At 72.9% G+C, this 17,851-nt stretch carries 16 protein-coding genes; 7 read left to right on the plus strand and 9 right to left on the minus strand.

Translation table 11 applies throughout. The annotated features are described in order from the left end of the window. Positions 1-51: 51 nt before the first annotated feature. The gene (locus ACSNOB_RS28085; RefSeq protein WP_436689922.1) at positions 52-288 is read right to left on the minus strand and encodes a hypothetical protein; all 237 of its coding nucleotides are present in this window, start codon (positions 286-288) and stop codon (positions 52-54) included. 65 nt (positions 289-353) lie between these two features. Next, complete coding sequence (locus ACSNOB_RS28090) at positions 354-3,275, minus strand: BTAD domain-containing putative transcriptional regulator (RefSeq protein WP_436689924.1); 2,922 nt, start codon at positions 3,273-3,275, stop codon at positions 354-356. A 290-nt stretch (positions 3,276-3,565) separates the two neighbouring features. Between ACSNOB_RS28090 and ACSNOB_RS28095 the strand changes: the two genes are divergently transcribed. Continuing rightward, on the plus strand, positions 3,566-5,146 hold the full coding sequence (locus ACSNOB_RS28095; protein WP_436689926.1) for an alkaline phosphatase D family protein: 1,581 nt from the start codon (positions 3,566-3,568) through the stop codon (positions 5,144-5,146). 157 nt (positions 5,147-5,303) lie between these two features. Here ACSNOB_RS28095 and ACSNOB_RS28100 read toward each other — a convergent pair whose 3' ends face one another. From ACSNOB_RS28100 to ACSNOB_RS28115, 4 genes are all read right to left on the minus strand, one after another. Beyond that, complete coding sequence (locus ACSNOB_RS28100; RefSeq protein ID WP_436689928.1) at positions 5,304-6,080, minus strand: TOPRIM nucleotidyl transferase/hydrolase domain-containing protein; 777 nt, start codon at positions 6,078-6,080, stop codon at positions 5,304-5,306. A gap of 93 nt (positions 6,081-6,173) precedes the next feature. Further along, entirely contained in the window at positions 6,174-6,884 is a 711-nt protein-coding gene (locus ACSNOB_RS28105) for a DNA alkylation repair protein (protein WP_436689929.1), read from the minus strand. An 85-nt stretch (positions 6,885-6,969) separates the two neighbouring features. Beyond that, the gene (locus tag ACSNOB_RS28110) at positions 6,970-7,632 is read right to left on the minus strand and encodes a response regulator (RefSeq protein WP_436689931.1); all 663 of its coding nucleotides are present in this window, start codon (positions 7,630-7,632) and stop codon (positions 6,970-6,972) included. Between the two features lie 77 nt (positions 7,633-7,709). Next, positions 7,710-8,333 (minus strand): sensor histidine kinase, encoded by a 624-nt coding sequence (locus ACSNOB_RS28115; RefSeq protein ID WP_436689949.1) that lies wholly within the window; start codon positions 8,331-8,333, stop codon positions 7,710-7,712. 651 nt (positions 8,334-8,984) lie between these two features. On the opposite strand from ACSNOB_RS28115, the gene ACSNOB_RS28120 reads away from it, so the two are divergent. The 3 genes from ACSNOB_RS28120 to ACSNOB_RS28130 are packed head-to-tail and all read left to right on the plus strand — an operon-like array spanning position 8,985 to position 12,169. Next, positions 8,985-9,971, plus strand: a complete 987-nt coding sequence (locus ACSNOB_RS28120) for a carboxymuconolactone decarboxylase family protein (protein ID WP_436689933.1) — start codon at positions 8,985-8,987, stop codon at positions 9,969-9,971. Between the two features lie 9 nt (positions 9,972-9,980). Beyond that, a complete protein-coding gene (locus ACSNOB_RS28125) occupies positions 9,981-10,433 on the plus strand; it encodes a DUF6220 domain-containing protein (RefSeq protein ID WP_436689935.1) in 453 nt (150 codons plus the stop codon). Beyond that, on the plus strand, positions 10,430-12,169 hold the full coding sequence (locus ACSNOB_RS28130; protein ID WP_436689937.1) for a multicopper oxidase family protein: 1,740 nt from the start codon (positions 10,430-10,432) through the stop codon (positions 12,167-12,169). Before ACSNOB_RS28125 ends, ACSNOB_RS28130 begins: the two co-directional genes overlap by 4 nt. A 154-nt stretch (positions 12,170-12,323) precedes the next feature. On the opposite strand, the gene ACSNOB_RS28135 is transcribed toward ACSNOB_RS28130, so the two are convergent. Continuing rightward, positions 12,324-13,166: a PhzF family phenazine biosynthesis protein gene (locus tag ACSNOB_RS28135; RefSeq protein ID WP_436689951.1), complete on the minus strand. Its 843-nt coding sequence runs from the start codon at positions 13,164-13,166 to the stop codon at positions 12,324-12,326. A gap of 216 nt (positions 13,167-13,382) precedes the next feature. Between ACSNOB_RS28135 and ACSNOB_RS28140 the strand changes: the two genes are divergently transcribed. After that, positions 13,383-13,907, plus strand: a complete 525-nt coding sequence (locus ACSNOB_RS28140) for a hypothetical protein (RefSeq protein WP_436689939.1) — start codon at positions 13,383-13,385, stop codon at positions 13,905-13,907. Between the two features lie 15 nt (positions 13,908-13,922). Here ACSNOB_RS28140 and ACSNOB_RS28145 read toward each other — a convergent pair whose 3' ends face one another. Then, complete coding sequence (locus ACSNOB_RS28145; RefSeq protein WP_436689941.1) at positions 13,923-14,903, minus strand: helix-turn-helix transcriptional regulator; 981 nt, start codon at positions 14,901-14,903, stop codon at positions 13,923-13,925. 111 nt (positions 14,904-15,014) lie between these two features. Between ACSNOB_RS28145 and ACSNOB_RS28150 the strand changes: the two genes are divergently transcribed. Further along, on the plus strand, positions 15,015-15,416 hold the full coding sequence (locus tag ACSNOB_RS28150) for a RidA family protein (protein WP_436689943.1): 402 nt from the start codon (positions 15,015-15,017) through the stop codon (positions 15,414-15,416). A 269-nt stretch (positions 15,417-15,685) separates the two neighbouring features. Beyond that, complete coding sequence (locus ACSNOB_RS28155; RefSeq protein ID WP_436689945.1) at positions 15,686-17,272, plus strand: serine/threonine-protein kinase; 1,587 nt, start codon at positions 15,686-15,688, stop codon at positions 17,270-17,272. A 68-nt stretch (positions 17,273-17,340) separates the two neighbouring features. Here the strand turns inward: ACSNOB_RS28155 and ACSNOB_RS28160 are convergent. Then, the coding region (locus ACSNOB_RS28160) for an FAD-dependent monooxygenase (protein ID WP_436689947.1) at positions 17,341-17,851 on the minus strand (511 nt) is incomplete at its 5' end.

Here is a 17,851-nt window from a genome sequence, read left to right on the forward strand (position 1 = left end):
GCGGGGGGTGGGGGCCGCGCCGCCGGCGCGCCCCCCGGAGGGAGAGCCAGGTCAGCAGACGCCGACCTTCTTGGTGTAGCAGATCGGCGACGACGTCGTGACCGAGCACACGCCGGTGCAGGACAAGGTGCTCCGCCGGTAGTAGCGGAAGTACGAACCGCCCGAGCAGTAGCCGTTGGACGCCGCGCAGCACGACTGACCGTGCTCCGGCACGCAGGCGCCGGCCACCTCGCGGCCGAGCACCTTGCTGAGCATTGCGTCGCCGACACGGTTGATGATCTTGGTCATGGCAGACCTCCTTAGTGGGTGGTTGCCATCACTGTGCTGGTTGCCGCTGCGCGCGCCCTGCGCTTCTACTGCGCTCCGGCTGCGCTCCGCCAGCGCGCCAGCGATTCGCGCAGGTCGTTGACGTACGCGGCGTCGAAGTGCTCGAAGATGCGCAGCGCCTCCTCGCCCAGCGCGACGGCCCGGTCGTGCCTTCCCAGGGTGGCCTGCGCCCGCGCGAGCAGGTGCAGTGAGTTCGCCAGCGGGAACGGTTGCCCGACGCCGCGCAGCATCGCCACCGAGCCTTCCAACTCCACCACCGCCCTGTCCGCGTCGCCCTCCTCGAGGTGCGCCTTGCCGAGCAGCCGCCGGGAGATCGCCTCGCCCCACTCGTGGCGCATGTCGTGGAACGCCAGCACCGTACGCCGCAGCAGCAGCCGAGCCGCCTCGCCGTTCCCGGCCGCGAGGTGCGTCGCGGCCAGCGCCTGCTCGGCCGTGGTCACGCTCATCCGGTCGCCGAGCCGGCGCGCGGCGGCCACCGCCTGCCGCAGCTGCTCCAGGGCCTGCGGCCACTGCCCGGCGTGCCGGTGCAGCAGCCCGATGGTCTCCCGCGCGAGCGCCTCGCCCCACAGGTCGCCGCTGTCCTCGAAATGCTGCCGGGCCGCGGCGCAGGCGGCGAAGGCGAACGGGGACGTGAGCTGGTACTGCCCGTGCTGCATGCCGAGGGTCAGCAGCACGTGCCCGCCGACCGGGCCGACCGGCCAGTGCGCGGCGCACAACCGCACCATCAGCAGCAGCGCGGCGTCCGCCTCCCGCAACCGGCCGAGCTGACGACAGCACAGCGAGTAGCCCTGCAGCGCCACGAGCCGGTGCGCCACCAGCGGCCCGCGGCTGTCCCGGTGTGCCGCGCGCAGCAGCGGCACGGCTTCGGCATGCCGGTTCAGCATCCGGTAGGCCGTGCCCAGGTGGAGCCGCAGCGACACCCGGGTCGGCAACGGCAGGTCGGCGTGCCGGTCGAGCACGCCGCGCAGGCAGTCGACGAACTCGGGCAGGTGTTGGCTGCGCATCATCGCGAAGTTGCCCATCGTGCAGGCCAACCGTCCGGCCAGGTCGACCGCGTCCAGCCCCAACAGGTCCCGCACCGCCGCGACCAGGCTCTCCCGCTCCGCCTCGAACCAGTCGACGGCGTCCCAGGCGTCGATCGCGGACTCCACGTCCGCCACCGGCAGGATCTTGCAGGGCAGCGCCGCGTCGGCGCGTTCGGCGTACGCGTGCAGTCGTGCGTACCAGGCGATCACCTGGTCGGCGGCGATGTCGGTGCGCTCCCGGGCGTGCAGCCGGACCAGATCGTGCATGCGTGCCCTGCCGTCGGAATCCGCGGTCAGCAGGTGGGCCCGGCACAGCTGTTCCAGCAGCGGCTCGGTGGTCTCGTCCCACATACCGAAGCTGCGCAGCGACGTACGGCTGAGCACCGCGAGCAGCCGCGCGGCGGGCGGTGGCAACCGCTCGAACCCGACGGTGAAGCTGCTGCGCACGTCGAGCCCATCGAGCGACAGCTCGTCGAGGCGGCGCCGCTCGTCGCGCAGCCGGTCGCGCAGCCGCGCCACCGTCATCGCCTCCCGCTCGGCCAGCCGCACCCCGGCGATGCGCAACGCCAGCGGCAGACGACCGCACAGCTCCACGACGTCGGCGGCCGCCGCGGCCTCCCGGCTGATCCGCTCTGCGCCGGCGAGCCCCGCCAGCAGGTCCAGGCCGTCGTCGACCGGCAGCACGTCGAGCGGGAGGACCTCGGTGCCCGGCAGCCCGGGCAACGTGGCCGTGCTGGTGATGAGAGCGGTGCTGCCAGCGGGCGGCAGCAGCGGGCGCACCTGCGCCGCGTCCGCGGCGCTGTCCAACATCACCAACATGGGCTGGTCGGCGAGCACGGATCGGTACAGTGCCGCGCGTTCCTCCGCGGCCACCGGAATGGCCTCGCCGGCCACCCCGAGGGCGCGCAGGAAGGCGCCGAGCACCGTGTCGGGCCGTGCCGGGTCCGTGGTGTTGCCGCGCAGGTCCGCGTACAGGCACCCGGCGGGAAAGCGGTGGCGGCTCTCGTGCGCCGCGCGCAGCGCGAGAGTGGTCTTGCCCGTTCCCGAAAGCCCGGTCACGACGACGACCTGGGCAGCCCCGGCGGCTGCCGGGGTGCGCCCCAGTAACGACAGCAGCACCCCGAGCTCCTTCTCCCGCCCGACGAAGTCACCGGTGACGCCGGGGAGCTGGTTGGGCCGCACCCACGCCCGCGGGGACGTCTGCTGCTCGCTGCCGAGGATCTCCCGGTGCAGCTGCCGCAGCTCCGGTCCCGGGTCGATGCCGTGCTCCTCCGCGAGCACCCGGGCCCCGGCCCGGTACACGGCGAGTGCCTCCGCCTGCCGGCCGCTGCGGTGCAGGGCCACCATGAGCTGCCCGCGCAGCCGTTCCCGCAGGGGCCGATCACGCACCAGTGTGGTCAGTTCCGGCACCAGCTCCTGGTGCAGACCGAGCGACAGCAATGCCTCGACGCGAAGCTCGACCGCGTGCTCGCGCAGCTCGCGCAGCCGATCGCGCTCGAAGTCGACCAGCTCCGCGCCGACGTCGACGAACGCGTCGTCGCGCCAGCGCGCCAGCGCCTGGTCGAGCAACTCCACGGCACAGCGGGCGTCGGTGGCGGCCGCGGCGGCCTGCACGTCGGCGGCGAACTCCGCCGCGTCCACGACCACCGCGGCGTTCAACTGGTAGCCGGGTGACCTGGTGAGGATCAGCTCCGGCGCCGCACTGCGCCGGAGCGAGGCGACGATCGCCTGGACCCGGTTGCGCGCTCGCGCGGGCGGGTGATTCGGCCAGAGGCCGTCGATCAGGCGGTCGACGGAGACGATGCGTCCACGGTGGGCCGCCAGGCTCGCGACGAACGCCCGTTCCAGCGGGGCGAGCGGCACAGCTATCCCGTCGACGCTCAACTCGATCCGTCCGAGGATGCCGATCCGATACCCGCGCACCGGGCAAAGCTAGCGCGGTGTCCAGCAGGTCGGCTCGGGGGCGGAGGAGGGCGCTCGTGTCAGGGGGCGGCGCCGGTGTCTCCGGTGCGCTCCGGCGGGTGGGTGGCGAGCCGCTGCCTGCCGATCTCGCGCACCGGGTCGATCCCGGCGGGGCCACATCGGAGGAGGGATGTTCCCGGGAGTGCCCACTTCGAGATCGGTCCTGTTCACCACCCGTTCCGGGGAGCGCCAGGCCGGGCCGATGGGATGTCGAGGAACAGATGCCAGACCTGTCCGGGAGGCAACACCACATGTCACAGTCCCCACTCATGCTGCCGCGCCGTCGTTTTCTTGCCCTGGGCGGTATCGCCGCGGGTGCCGCTGTCCTCGCCGCCGAACCCGCCTCGGCGACGGCCGCGGCCTCGGACCGGCGGACCGCCCTGCCGGGCTACGTGTTCACCCTGGGTGTGGCCTCGGGCGACCCGACGTCCGACGGTGTTGTGCTCTGGACCCGCCTGGCACCGGACCCGCTCGCCCTCGATGGGCTCGGCGGCATGCCCGATCGCCCCGTCCAGGTGCGGTGGGAGGTGGCGGAGGACGAGGACTTCCGCCGTGTGGTGCGGCGCGGTGTCAGGCGCGCCACGGCCGACTGGGGGTACTCGGTGCACGCCGAGGTGCACGGCCTGCGGCCGGACCGGGTGTACTGGTACCGGTTCCGGGTCGCCGACCAGGTCAGCCCAGTGGGCCGTACCCGCACGGCGCCACGCCCGAGGACCGCCCTCCAGTCGCTGAGTTTCGCGTTCGCGAGCTGCCAGGCATACACCGACGGCTACTTCACCGCGTTCGAGCACATGGCCCGTGAGGACCTGGACCTCGTCGTGCACCTGGGCGACTACATCTACGAGGGCGGCGGCGCCGGCTCGATCGGCCGCGCCCACTACCCGGCCGTCGAGACGTTCTCCCTGACCGACTACCGGCTCCGGTACGCCCAGTACAAGCTGGACCCGGCGCTGCAGGCAGCGCACGCTGCCGCGCCCTGGGTGGTGGCTCCGGACGACCACGACGTGGAGAACAACTGGGCCGGCGACCACTCGCAGCCGGACACCGAGCCGGACCAGGACCCGGCCGTGTTCCGGCTCCGCCGAGCGGCGGCCTACCAGGCGTACTACGAGAACCTGCCCCTGCGGGCGTCGTCGATGCCGCAGGGCCCGGAGATGCAGGTCTACCGGCGCCTTCGGTTCGGTGACCTGCTGCAACTCGACGTGCTCGACACGCGGCGTTTCCGTGACCGGCAGCTCACCGACGCGTCGCTGCGCTGGGATCCGCAACGGCAGATGCTCGGCGTCGAGCAGGAGGCGTGGCTGCTGGCCGGGCTTGCCGCGTCCACCGCACGGTGGAACGTGCTCGGCAACCAGGTCTTCGCCATGGAGGCCGACCACACCGCCGGCCCGGGCGAGCGGTACGGCATGGACACCTGGGACGGGTACGCCGCCGCGCGCCAGCGCCTCTTCGCCGGCGTGGCGGAGCGGAACGTCGAGAACTTCCTCATCGTCACCGGCGACGCCCACCGCAGCGTGGCTGCCGATCTCAAGCTCGACTTCGCCGACCCCGGATCGCGGACGATCGGCACCGAGTTCCTCGGCACCTCGATCAGCTCGGGCGGAAACGGGACGGACCACGACAGCCTCGGCGTGACCTGGCTGGCCGAGAACCCGCACATGAAGTTCCACAACTCCCAGCGTGGGTACCAGGTGTGCCACCTGGGTCGCGACGAGATGCGCACCGACTACCGGGTCGTGCCGTTCGTCAACGCTCCCGGTGCGCCGGTGTCGACGCGGGCCAGTGTCCACGTGCAGAGCGGGCGGCCGGGGGTGGCGCACGTGTCGGCGTGACCGGGTGATCCGAGCGTGGCGGTCGGTCGGACGGCTCGGGGGCGTCCGACCGACCGCCGCTGGGATTCGCGGGCGGGGCGGCGGGCGGCTTTCCCCGGCCCGTGTCTCCTGTCGCCGGGCTGGAGCTGCCGCGTCGAGGGGCCTGGCCCTCGACGGGTCAAACGGCGGTGAGCAGCGCGTCGAGTGGCCGCGGCAGGGCGTCCCGGCCGACTGCCGCCTCGACGAGCAGGCGTGCGTAGCGCAGGTTGCGGCGCGAGCTGCTGCGCAGGAACCGCCACATCTGCGCTTCGGGCTCCCGGCCGCGCCAGGCGGGCTGGCTCTGGAACGAGCGGAACAACCGGAGGTCGCCCGTCGACTCGAAGAGCGCTTCGACCCCTGCCGTTCCCAGGGCGCGGATCAGCTCCTCCTCCAGATCGCCGACGCAGACGTGGAACCCGAGTTGCTCCATCTCGGTGCGCGTGCGGGGGGAGCCGACACGGGCCAGGTCCAGCCCGCGCCGGAATATCTCCTCCTCCCGCAGGTCGCACAGACCGGCAAGTCGCAGCCCCGCGCCCAGCGGGCCCAGCCTCGTCAGGAAGCGGCCGATGGCGTGCGCCCCGCCGATCGGCACGATCACGACCCGCTCCGCCGCAAGATCCCGGTCGCGGGCCACTGCCGCCGTCTCCAGCGCGATCTGGTCGCTGATGCCCTCGACGAGCACGACGGCCACGGCAGACTCCGCCTCCGCCAGGGCGCGGGCCGTCGCTCGGAGCGAGGCGGCGTTGCCACCCAGGTGGCCGTCGAGCGCCCCGCGGGCGAGTTCACGGCGGTCGGTGACATCCATGGTGGCCTTCCCCGTCTGGTCGACCGTACCTGTCGGTGGGTTACTGGCCTGTGCGTCCACCGGTCCGCTCGCGGGCGCCGTGGCGGCGGGGTGTGCGGTGCTGGTGGCCATGGGCGTCATCATCGGTGACACGCCCGTCGGACGACCAGGGATTTACCCACGACCCGGCCCGCCGACAACCACCACCCCGGCGGCGGCGGTCAGCTAGGCCACGCCGGAGAGGTACTCCCTGCGTCGCTGCGGGTCGAACTTCTCGATCGCGTACCGCAGCATGACGCGCGGCATGACCCGGTAGCGTCGGGCCAGGAACTCCTCCTCCGCCGCCCTGTCACGGTTGCCCACCTCGCGCAGCATCCAGCCCACCGCCTTCTGCACGAGGTCGTGCGGGTCGCGCAGGAGCCGTTCGCTGAGGCGGAAGGTCCAATGGAAGTCACCGGCCCTGACGAAGGCGAAGGTTGCCATGATGGCGATGCGCCGGTCCCATACCAGGTCCGACTCGGCCAACCGATCCAGCACACTCCGGTCCTTGTCGATCAGCCAGGGTCCGACGATGTACGGCGCGGACGAGTCCACCAGGTCCCAGTTGTTGATGTGGGCGGTGTTGGCCAGGACGATGCCGAAGATCCGGCCCCGTTCCTCCTCGTCCCCCTCGGCGAACTTCCGCGCCAGGATGAACAGCGACGTCAGCCGCTCCTCGTGCACGTCGCTGGTCAGCAGCCGCGCCGTCTCGGCCAGGGACAGGTCACGCCAGTACCGGCCGGCCACCCTGCGCTGGTCGGGGACGGAGACACCGATGGCCCGGTCGCCCTCGCCGTACCCGCCGGGGACCATCTGCAGGTACCGGCTCGATCCCTCCGCCCGACGTGGGTCGGCGAGGCCGGCTAGTTCCTGACGGACGTCCGCGCTCGTGGGCACGACCGTGGACCCTACCGCGACTGCCGACGCCCGCGGTGCTGCTCACCGGCGCGGAGCAACCTGCTGGCGGGCCGCCGACCGGCTGTCACCGGCGACGGGGCGTGATCAGCCCCGACTCGTACGCCCACACGACCAGCTGGGCACGGTCGCGGCAGTGCAGTTTCGCCATCGCCCGGTTGACGTGTGTCTTGGCGGTCAACGGACTGATCACCATGCGCGCGGCGATCTCGTCGTTGCTCAGCCCTCGGGCGACGAGCTCGACGATCTCCTGTTCGCGGGCGGTCAGCACGTCGCGTCCGGCCGCGGGGTCAGCCGGCGGCGGGCCGGCGACGAACTCACTGATGAGGGTGCGCGTGACCGCCGGGGCGAGCAGCGCGTCGCCGCGGGCCACGACGTCGACGGCCTGCAGCAGGTCGGCCGGGTCGGCGTCCTTGAGCAGGAACCCGCTGGCGCCCGCGCGGAGCGCGGCGAAGACGTACGAGTCGAGCCCGTAGTTGGTGAGGATGAGGACGCGGACGGCGGTGAGGTCGGGAGCAGTGGCGATGCGCCGGGTGGCTTCGATGCCGTCGAGTCCCGGCATCTGCACGTCCATCAGCACGACGTCCGGCCGCAGGCGTCGCGACAGCTCGACGGCCGAGGCGCCGTCGGCGGCCTCGCCGACCACCTCCAGGTTGTCCTCGGCGCCGAGCAACGCCCGGAACCCGGCCCGCATCAGCGCCTGGTCGTCTACGAGCAGGACCCGGATCACGCCCGCTCATCCCTCCGGTCGGAGCCGCCACGAACCGTGGCGGACTGAGATCACTGGACCTCGCGCAAGCGCTCGGGTCATGCGCGAGCGTCCAGCGGGAACGTGGCCCGCACCGCGAACCCGCCGCTGTCGCGGGCGGCGGCCCGCAGCGTCCCGCCCAGCCCGGTGACCCGTTCGCGCATGCCGCGCAGGCCCACCCCCGGTGTCACCGGCCGGGCGGGCGACGCCTGGCCGTCGTCGTCCACCGAGACGGTCAGCTGCGCCGGGGCGTACGCGATGTGGATCCGGGCGGTGGCGGGGCCGGCGTGGCGGGCCACGTTGGTCAGCGCCTCCTGGACCACGCGGTACCCGGCCTGGTCGACCTCGGCGGGCAGGTCACGCGGCGTACCGGTGACGGTCACCTGCACCGGTACGCCGGCCGCCCGGGTCCGCTCGGCGAGCTCGCCCACCCGGGCCAGCCCGACGCGGTCTGAGTCGGAGGGGGAGCGCAGGACGTCCAGCGTCGCCCGAAGTTCGCGCATCGCGGCGCCGCTGGCCTCCTGGATCGCCAGCAGCGCGGCCGACGGTTCCTCGTCGCGCTTGCGGGCCAGGTGCACGGCGATCCCGGCCTGCACCTTGATCACGGAGATGCTGTGGGTCAGCGAGTCGTGCAGGTCCCGGGCGATGCGCAGGCGCTCCTCCCCGGCACGGCGCAGCGCCATCTCCTCGCGGGTGCGTTCGGCCTCGACCGCCCGCTGCTCGACCTGTTCCAGGTACGCCCGGCGCTGCCGCGCGACGAGTCCCGCGACGTTGGCCGCGAAGAACCAGCCCAGCAGCAGGGCCGTCCGCTCGGCGATCTGCTGGCTGGGCCGGTCCGCGGGCGCGACCGAGACGTCGCGGGCCAGGAAGCCGCCGAGGAAGACGAGGCTGGACAGGGCGGCGGCCGCTCGGTGCCCCCGCCAGGCGGCTACGTAGACCGTGCTGAGGACGGGGAACGCGGCGGAGACCCCGGCGTGCACCCGCACGTGCAGGGCCAGCATGGCGGCGGTCGCCGCGCTCAACGCCACCACCGGGTAGCGCCGGCACACCGCCAGGGCCGCCGCCATGACCAGGACCAGGGCGACGTCGATCGCCCGCACCGGTGCGGCGTCCGGCGCGAGCGCGGCGTTGCCGAGCAGGAGGCCCCCGAGGGCGAGGCCGCTGAGGGCGTACGGCAGATCGCGGCGCATGACCGAACTGTAGAGCGGCCGTTTTCGAGGGAGCATCCCCCTCCCGCGGTACATGAGGCGTACCGCGGACGCGGTATCGGCGGCCGGGCAACTGCCTGCGGCGGCACGACGACTTCCCGGCCCACCGCGGCAAGCATCGAACCCATGACATACCGCTTCTTCACCCCGGTCCCCCCGAAGGCCGCGACCGGCCTCACCGCGGAGGTCTACCGGCAACTGCGGGACGAGTTCCTCGGGCCGGTGCCCACCTTCCAGGCGCTCTCGGCCGTGCCGGAGGTGCAGGCCGCGACGTGGGCGCTGATGCGGGAGGCCCTGCTCGCCGGGGACGCCTCCCGGGTCGACCGCGAACTCGTCGCCGCGGCGGTGTCCCGGGCCAACCGCTGCCGGTTCTGCGTCGACGCCCACGTGCTGCTGCACGCCCTGGGCGAGCACGAGCTGGCGGAGGTCGTCGCCCGGGGCGCGACGCCATCGGAGCCGGGGCACGCCGAGCTCGTCGCCTGGGCCGAGGCCAGCCGGAGCCCCCGGGCCGCCGACTGGACGAGCCCGTACCGCCCCGAGCTCACCGGCACCCTGCTCGCCTTCCAGTTCATCAACCGGATCGTCTCGGCGCTGCTCGCCCCGGACCTGCTACCCGGCGGACTGCAGCGCTCCCCGCTGGTGCGCTCGGTCGGGGGCCGGCTCTGCGCCAGGGCGGCCCGGGAGCCGAAGGAGCCCGGCCGCAGCCTGGCGCTCCTCGACGCCGGCACGACGGCCCCGCCGGCCTGGGCCGGGGACAGCCCGGTCGGCGTCGCGTACGCGTCGCTGAAGGACGCCGCCGTGCAAGGCGGGGACCTCCTGGGTGACGTGGCCCGCGAGACCGTCACGGCCGCCGTGCGGTGGGAGGACGGACGGTACCCGGACCGGCCCGCGGACTGGGCCGTCGATCTGGTCCGGGACGTGCCCGGAGTGGACCGCGTCGGGACGCGGATAGCGCTGCTGGCGGCGTTCGCGCCCAGCGCGATCAGCCCGGGCGACGTCGCCCTCTGGCGGTACTCGCATCCGGACGACGCCGACCTCGTGCGGCTGGTCGCGTACGGCGCGATCACGGCCACCGATCACGTCGCCCGGGCACTGTCCCCGGCTCACCACTAGGAGCACACCATGCGCAAGGCATTCGTCATCGTCAGCGCGCTGTCCCTCGGCGCGTTCACCCTGCAGTTCGTCCTCGCCGCCGTGGGCGCGTTCACGAAGCCCGCGGGCGACGACGCGTACACGTTGCACAGCGTCAACGGGACGGCGGTCATCCCCGTTCTCACCCTGCTCACCATCCTGTTCGCCGCACTGGCGAAGGCGCCGGGCCGGGTCGTCGGCCTGGCGGCCCTGCCGCTCGGCCTGGTCGTCGTGCAGGCGCTCCTCGCGGGGCTCGCGAACGGGTCCACCGACGCCGCGGGCGCCAGCACCCCGTTCGGCCTGACCATCGCCGGGCTGCACGCGCTCAACGGCATCATCGCGGTGCACGTCGTGGTCAGCGTCTACCAGGCAGCTCGGAGGCTGGTCGGCCCGACGCCGGCCGTCGCCACCCCGGTGGTCGTCCGCGAAGGGGAGCCGGCATGACCACCGGCTCGCTGCTCGCGGCCGACCTGGTGATCGCGGTCCTCGCCGCCGCCGGGTGGCTGGGCGGCGGCGCCGCGTCGGCCGGCCGCCGCCGCCCGCTCGCACTGGGACTGGTCGCACTCGCGCTGTTCGCCACGCTGGCCCGGGCGATCACGATCACCGCGCTCGCCCGCGCCGGCTGGTGGTTCGCCGCGGAGAAGGTCCTCGTCGCCGCCCCACTGTCACTCGCGGCGGTGGCCGTCGCCGGGCCGCGGCTGCTGCGGGCCTCGGGCGACATCCGCTCCGTCGCGGTCCCCCTTCTCTTCGCCGGGTACGCCGGAAGCGCCGGCCTGCTCGTGACGGTCCTGCACGGCTACCCGGCCTCGGCGGGAGTCGGACTGCTGGCGGTCGCCGGGGTCGTCGCGGCGACCGCGGTCACGTGGCGCATCCTCGACGCGCGCCCGTCGCCGACGGTGTCCCGGGCGGCTCTCGCGGTGGCGGCCGCGGCGCTGGTGACCGGAACCGGGCTGGCCGTCACTCCGAACGCCGCTCCCGCCGTACCGCACGACCACGGCTATCGGGACACCCAGACCGTCGGCGAACCGACCAGGCGGTTCACCCTGACGGCCGGGACCGCCACGGTGAGCGTGAGCGGCCGGGACGTCGCGGCGTGGGCGTTCAACGGGCAGGTTCCCGGGCCGGAGCTGACCGCCACCGTCGGCGACGTCCTGGAGGTGACGCTGCGCAACCGGGACATCGCGCGGGGGGTCACGCTGCACTGGCACGGGTACGACGTGCCGAACAGCCAGGACGGGGTGCCCGGCGTGACGCAGGCGGCGGTGCTGCCCGGACAGGAGTTCGTCTACCGGTTCCGCGCCGACCAGGTCGGGACGTACTGGTACCACACGCACGCGGTATCCGACATCGGCGTGCGGAAGGGGCTCTACGGTGTCCTGGTGGTGCGCCCGGCGCCGGTGACGGGTGTCGACGTCACCGTGGCGGTGCACACCCTGTCCGGCCTCGCGCTGCCCGCACCGAGGACGGAGCCGGTCGAGGCGGGGACGCCCGTGCGCCTGCGGCTGATCAACACCGACAGCACGACACACCGGTACGCCCTGGCCGGGACCCCGTTCCGGGTCGCCGCGATGGACGGATCCGACCTGCGGGGCCCGACGCCGCTCGTCGACACCGCCGTGCTGATCCCGGCTGGCGGGCGCTACGACCTGGTGTTCACCGTGCCCGCCACGCCGGTGGCGCTGTACGTCGACGGACGGGCGGTCTACTCGACCGGACCGGTGTCAGCGGCGACCGGCGCGTGGCCGGTGCTGGATCCGCTCGGCTACGGCGTCGCCGCTCCGGTGCCGTGGTCCCGGTTCGACAAGGAGTTCACCCTCGTCCTCGACCGCGGTCTCGACCTGCGCGGGCTGCTTCCGCGGTATGCCCACACCGTCAACGGCGCGGCCGATCCGGACATCCCGTCCCAGGTCGTCCGCCTCGACGACATCGTGAAGTTCACGATCGTGAACCGGTCCCAGGTCGTGCACCCGTGGCACCTGCACGGGCACCACGTCTTGGTGTTGACCCGCAACGGAAGACCGGCGACCGGAAGCCCTCTGTGGCTGGACTCGTTCGACGTACGCCCGGGCGACGTCTGGGAGGTGGCGTTCCGGGCCGACAACCCCGGGATGTGGGCCAACCACTGCCACAACCTGGCACACGCCGACGCCGGCATGACGCTGCACCTGATGTACTCGTGAACCTCGGCGGTGAACCTCGTCGAATAGGCGACAGGTCGGTCGTCATGCTCACGCCGGCGGCGTCCGGTACTGCGGCAGCTCCGATCGATTACCCCTACCGGCAGTCACACGCCGGACGCATTTTCGCGGCACCGGTAACGCGGAATCCGGGGCCCTATCCGGCAAGGACAACGGCGGTGCCGGTCACCGCGATGCCGGTTCGCGGTTCGGCGGGAATTCCGATGGTCAGGACGCTGGGACGGCCCAGGTCCTGGCCTTGGTGCACGGTGACGGTCACGGGCGGCGCGACCAGCCCCAGCTCCCGTAGGTAGCCGCCGAAGGCAGCGGCCGCGGCGCCGGTGGCGGGGTCCTCCACGACACCGCCCGGTGGGAACGGGTTGCGGGCGTGGAACACCTGAGAGGACTCGCGCCACACCAGGTCGATCGTCGTCCAGTCGCGCCGCGCCATCAGCGTGGCCAGCGCGTCCATGTCGTAGTCCAGGTTGGCGAGCCGTTGTCGGCTCGCGGCGGCCACGACGGGGTGCCAGGCGCCGGCGAAGGCGACCCGGGGCGGCAGCGTCGCGTCGAGGTCGCCTGGTGCCCACCGCAGCGCCTCCAGCAGCGCCGCGAGATCATCGGCGGCGATGGGTTTGGTCTGCGGCTCCACGCTGATCAGCGTCGCCGTGGTCGTGCCGTCCGGCGCCAGGGCGGTGGAAACCTCGACCAGCCCCGCTCGGGTGTCGAAGTGCAGGACCCCGGGGCCGTGCCGCTCGGCGTAGGCGGCAGCCGAGGCGATGGTCGCGTGCCCGCAGAACGGCACCTCGGCCAACGGGCTGAAGTAGCGCACCTCGAAGCGCCCGTTGCCGCGAGGCACGAGGAACGCCGTTTCGGAGTACCCGATGTCAGCCGCCACCCGCAGCATCTCGGCGTCGTCGATCCCGGTGGCGTCGAGTACGACACCAGCCGGGTTGCCGCCCGCCGGATCGGCGCTGAACGCGGCGTAGCGCAGGATCTCCATGATCACGATGCTATCGCCCCGCCCGGTCGAGGCGTCGGCAGCAACAACCGCCGCCGCGCTCGGGCGTCTGCGTCCGCCGACACCGCGGCCGGCGTCGTGGCGGCTCTGCATGCCGTGTGCGACGCGGTGTTCGGATCGTCGCGGTTGGCCGGCCGCCGCTTCGCCATCCTCGGACTCGGCCGGGTCGGCGCCCACCTCGCCCGACACCTCGCCGCCGTGCCGGCCGACCCTGTCGTCACCGACGTCGACGTCACCAAGAGACGGCTCGCCGACCAGCTCGGCGCCAGCTGGCTAGCCCCGGAGGAGGCATTGCGGGCCGAGGTGGACGTGCTCGTACCGGCCGCACTCGGTGGCGTGTTCACCCCGGACAGCATCCCCCTGCTCCGCTGTGCCGCCATCGCCGGGCCGGCCAACAACCAGCTCGACGAACCGGCCACCGCCGGCCTGCTTCACCGCCGGCAGATCCTGTGGGCACCGGACTTCGTGGTCAGCGCAGGCGGGGTCATCCACGCCACCGCCGTCGAACTGCACCACGAGACCACCGATCGAGCCACCGCTCGCGTCCTCGGCATCGGCGACACCTTGGCCGAGATCCTGCGGTACGCGGCTCGGACCGGTGTGACACCCGCCGCCGCCGCGTCGGATCTGGCCCGGCAACGCATCCAGCGGGCCGCCGACGGCCCGCGAATCGCGCCGACGCCGCCGAGCGACCGCAGTGCGGCAGGCCATGGGCACCGATGATCACCGGGTCGCCCTTCAACTCCCAACTGGCACGTCGTAGCGGGCGGCGATCGCGGCGGCGCGGTCGCGCAGGACGGTACGCAACCACTGCGGGGCCAGGGCCTCCGCGTTCGTGGCGAGCTGCCACAGCGCCCATTCGGCATGTCTCGGGTCTTGGAAGGTCACCTCCAGCCGTAGCCAGCCGTCCGCGTCGACCTCCTCGGCGTGGACGGCCAGCGCGGTGCCCACCAGGTCCTCTCGCCGTGTCGGGTTCATCCGTACCAGCACGGTGACCTGGTCGCCGCCGGTGCGAAACCGCGTGCTGCGTTCCTGCCAGGCCCGGTCCAGATCGACCCGGTCCGGTCGCTGTGCGGGTTCGGGGAGTTCCTCGGCGGCCAAGACCCGGGACAGCCGGTAGGTGCGGTCCGCGCCGGACCTCGTGGCCAGCAGGTAGCCCTGCTCGCGTACGGTGACCAGGCCGATCGGGTCCACCGTGCGCCACTTCGGGGCCTGACCCACGGCCGCGTAGTGGATGCGCAGCTTGTGCCCGGCGAACACCGCACGCCGAACCTCGGCCACTATGGCGTCGGGAACCTCCTCGGCGACCAGCCGGCGGGAGAGCAGGTCGGTCTCCGGGTCGACGAGCAATCGCTCGACCGCGCCGGCCGCGATGTCCCGGTGGCTTTCGGGCAGGGCGTCGACCACCTTGAGCATGGCGGAGGCGAGCGCCGAGCCGAGGCCGAACGCCTGCGCGCCGCGCCGCGATCCGGCGACCAGCAGGGCCAGCGCTTCGTCGTGGTTCAGCCCGGTGAGCTCGGTCTGGAAACCGGGCAGCAACGCGAAGCCGCCGTGCCGGCCGCGTTCGGCGTAGACGGGGACGCCGGCCGCGGACAACGCCTCTATGTCACGCAGCACGGTGCGGGTGGACACCTCCAGCTCGCGGGCCAGCGTGGCCGCGGTCAGCTGACCGCGCTGGCGCAGCAGCAGCACCAGCGAGACCAACCGGTCGGCCCGCATGCGCAGATTGTGCCAGGAATACGCGACGAAGGATGTCGTGATTGCCTGCGAGGCTCACCAGCGCGTGGGCCGAGTCCCATCGTGCCCACACCCTCGACAGATGGAGCAGAGATGGCAATGGAGCGCACGACGGTCAACCCGTGGCCGTGGTCGGTGGCGTTGGGGTACAACCAGGGCGAGTTGGTCTCCGGACAGACCCGGACCCTGTACTGCGCGGGACAGACCGCGATGAGCAGCGAGGGCAAGCCCCAGCATGAGGGCGACATGGCGGCGCAGTTGGCGCTGAGCCTCGACAACCTGGAGGCCGTCCTCGGCGAGGCCGGGATGTCCCTCACGAACCTCGTCCGGCTCAACGTCTACACCACCGACGTCGACCGGCTCTTCGCGCACTACGGCGTGCTGGCGTCGAGACTGGGCGCCGCCGGGGTGGCGCCGGCCACCACGATGCTCGGCGTGACACGGCTGGCGATCCCCACCCTGATGGTCGAACTCGAGGGAACCGCCGTCGCGTGATGCGACCTCGCCGCCTCCGGCAGGGGTGCCGGAGGCGGCACGAGGAGCAGGCCCGCCCGCGCGAGCGCGGTCCGGACGGCCAGGCGGGGGATGTGCGGGGCTCAGCAGGGCTGATCTCGACCGAATGGCACCAGTCCGGGCCCGAGCTGGGCTCTGGTCGGTGTCACCCTGCGGACGCTGCCGGCACCGTAGCCGGGGGACGGTCCGCGCCTCGTGACGGGGCTGCGGCGGGACTCCGTCGCCGGCGGAGCCTCGATATCCTTCCGGCCATGGGGAAGACGCGGCGCACCCTGGCGGACGGCCGGTACGTCCTGCGGGCCGAGCCGGTCGGCAGCGGGGGCATGGGGGTCGTCTGGCGCGCTGCGGACGTCCTGCTGGATCGCGACGTGGCCGTGAAGGAGCTGCGGCTGCCCGAAGGCCTCAGCGAATCCGAACGCAGGGTGCTTCGGGAGCGCGCGATGACCGAGGCGCGCGCAGCGGGGCGGTTGAACCACCCGGGCATCGTGACCGTTCACGATGTTCTGATCGAGGATGGTCGCCCGTGGATCGTGATGGGTCTGGTCGAGGGCTCGTCGCTCTACTCCGTGGTGCGCCAGGAAGGGCCGCTGACTCCGCAGCGGACCGCGGAAATTGGCGACGGCCTGCTCGCGGCCCTGCGGGTCGCTCATGCTGCCGGTATCTTGCATCGCGACATCAAGCCGCAGAACGTCCTGTTGGACCGGGACGGCCGCGCCGTACTCACGGACTTCGGGATCGCCGCGGTCATCGGCGCCACGCGGGGTCTCACCGGGACCGGCTCGGTGATGGGCACGCTGGGCTACGTGGCGCCCGAGCGGCTGGCCGGGCGGGGCGTCGAGCCGGCGTCCGATCTGTGGTCGCTCGGTGCGACGCTGTACTTCGCCGTCGAAGGTCGGCCCGCGTACGACACGGACGACCCGGCGGAACTGGTCGCCGCCGTGCTGAGCCGCGACCCCAGACCTGCTGAACGCGCTGGTCCGCTGAGCTCGACGCTGCTCGGCCTGATGGCGCGCCGCCCGGACGAACGCCTGTCGGCCGACGTGGCCGCGGAGCGTCTGCGGGAGGTCGCCGTCGGCGTCACGGGCGGCGACCAGCCGACGGTCCGGGTCACCGCGCCGACCGAAGAGCAGGCCGCAGCGCCGACCAGGGAACTGACCGCGAAGCCGACCGAGCCGTTGCCGCCCGAAGCGAACGGTCCGCGTGCCCGACGTGTTTCGCCCACGCGCGTTGCCGCTGCGATCGTCATCGCCGTGGCCCTGCTGGCCGGCGCACTGGCGACGGGCTACACGCTCGCGCCGGGCGAGGCGTCGGACCGGGAGACCACCCGAGACGGGAGCCGACCAGGCGGCAGCCCGTCGGCCACCACGCCCGTGTCCTCGTCCGCGTCGCCCCCGGCCAGAGGGTTCACGACACCACCGAACGTGTGCCTCTACCTGACCGAGCACCCCGAGGTCATCGCGCCGTTGATCCCCAGAGCCAAGCTCCGGTCCGCGCACAAGGCCACGAACAGTTGTGAGTGGGAACCCGGCCGGGACCGCGACGGGGAGATTACCGAACTCGACGTGGAGGCCCCCCTGCTCCCCGCGAACCTGGGGGGCTGCCCCACGACGGGGGAGCGGCTTCCCGGCATCGGCGACGAGGCGTACATCGTGGAAGAGGCGGACCTCGACGACCGCGGTTGGCGCGACCGCGACGTGCGTGTCTACTTCCGCGTCGACAACCTCGCCGTGTGCGTGAAGCACCAGCGCGCATCGCAGGCGTCGATGCCGCCCTCCGCCGAGGCCGCGGTGATCGAATTCGCGCGCGCTGTGGACCGGTGGGTCCAGCAGGCGTCGTAGTCGGGGGAGCGGGGCAGTCTCTCTGCTTACGTGAAACCCGATGTGTCCACCGCCGGCTGGCGGATGCCTCACTCGTCGAGGCGGATCGCCTGCTTCGCGTGGTCCATCGACTCTTCCGACGCCTCGCCGCCTGGGTTTTCGGTGGCTAGCGCCTGGTTGGCTGTGACGAAGGGGCGCATGCGCCGTTCGTATCCGGCGAAGGCTGCCGGGTGGGCGCCGTCGGTTGCGGCCAGTTCGGCGGCGAGCAGGTGGGCGCCCACCAGGGCGAGGCTGGTGCCCTGTCCGGACAGCGGTGAGGCGCAGTAGCCGGCGTCGCCGAGTAGCGTCACTCGTCCGCGCGACCACGAGTCGAGCTTGATCTGGGCCATCGCGTCGAAGTAGAAGTCGGACGCCTTCCACATGCCGTCGAGCAGTTTCGGTACCTCCCAGCGCATTGCGGCGTACCGCTCGGTCAGCAGCCGGCGTTGGGCGTCGAGGTCGCGGTGGTCGTAGGCGATGGGGTCGGCCATGAAGCCCAGGTTGACCCGCAGTTCGGTGTTGTTGCGTGCCGGGTAGACGCCGCCGCCGAGGTCGCCGTCA

The sequence above is a fragment of the Micromonospora sp. URMC 106 genome, assembly GCF_051386395.1.
Classification (GTDB): Bacteria; Actinomycetota; Actinomycetes; order Mycobacteriales; family Micromonosporaceae; genus Micromonospora.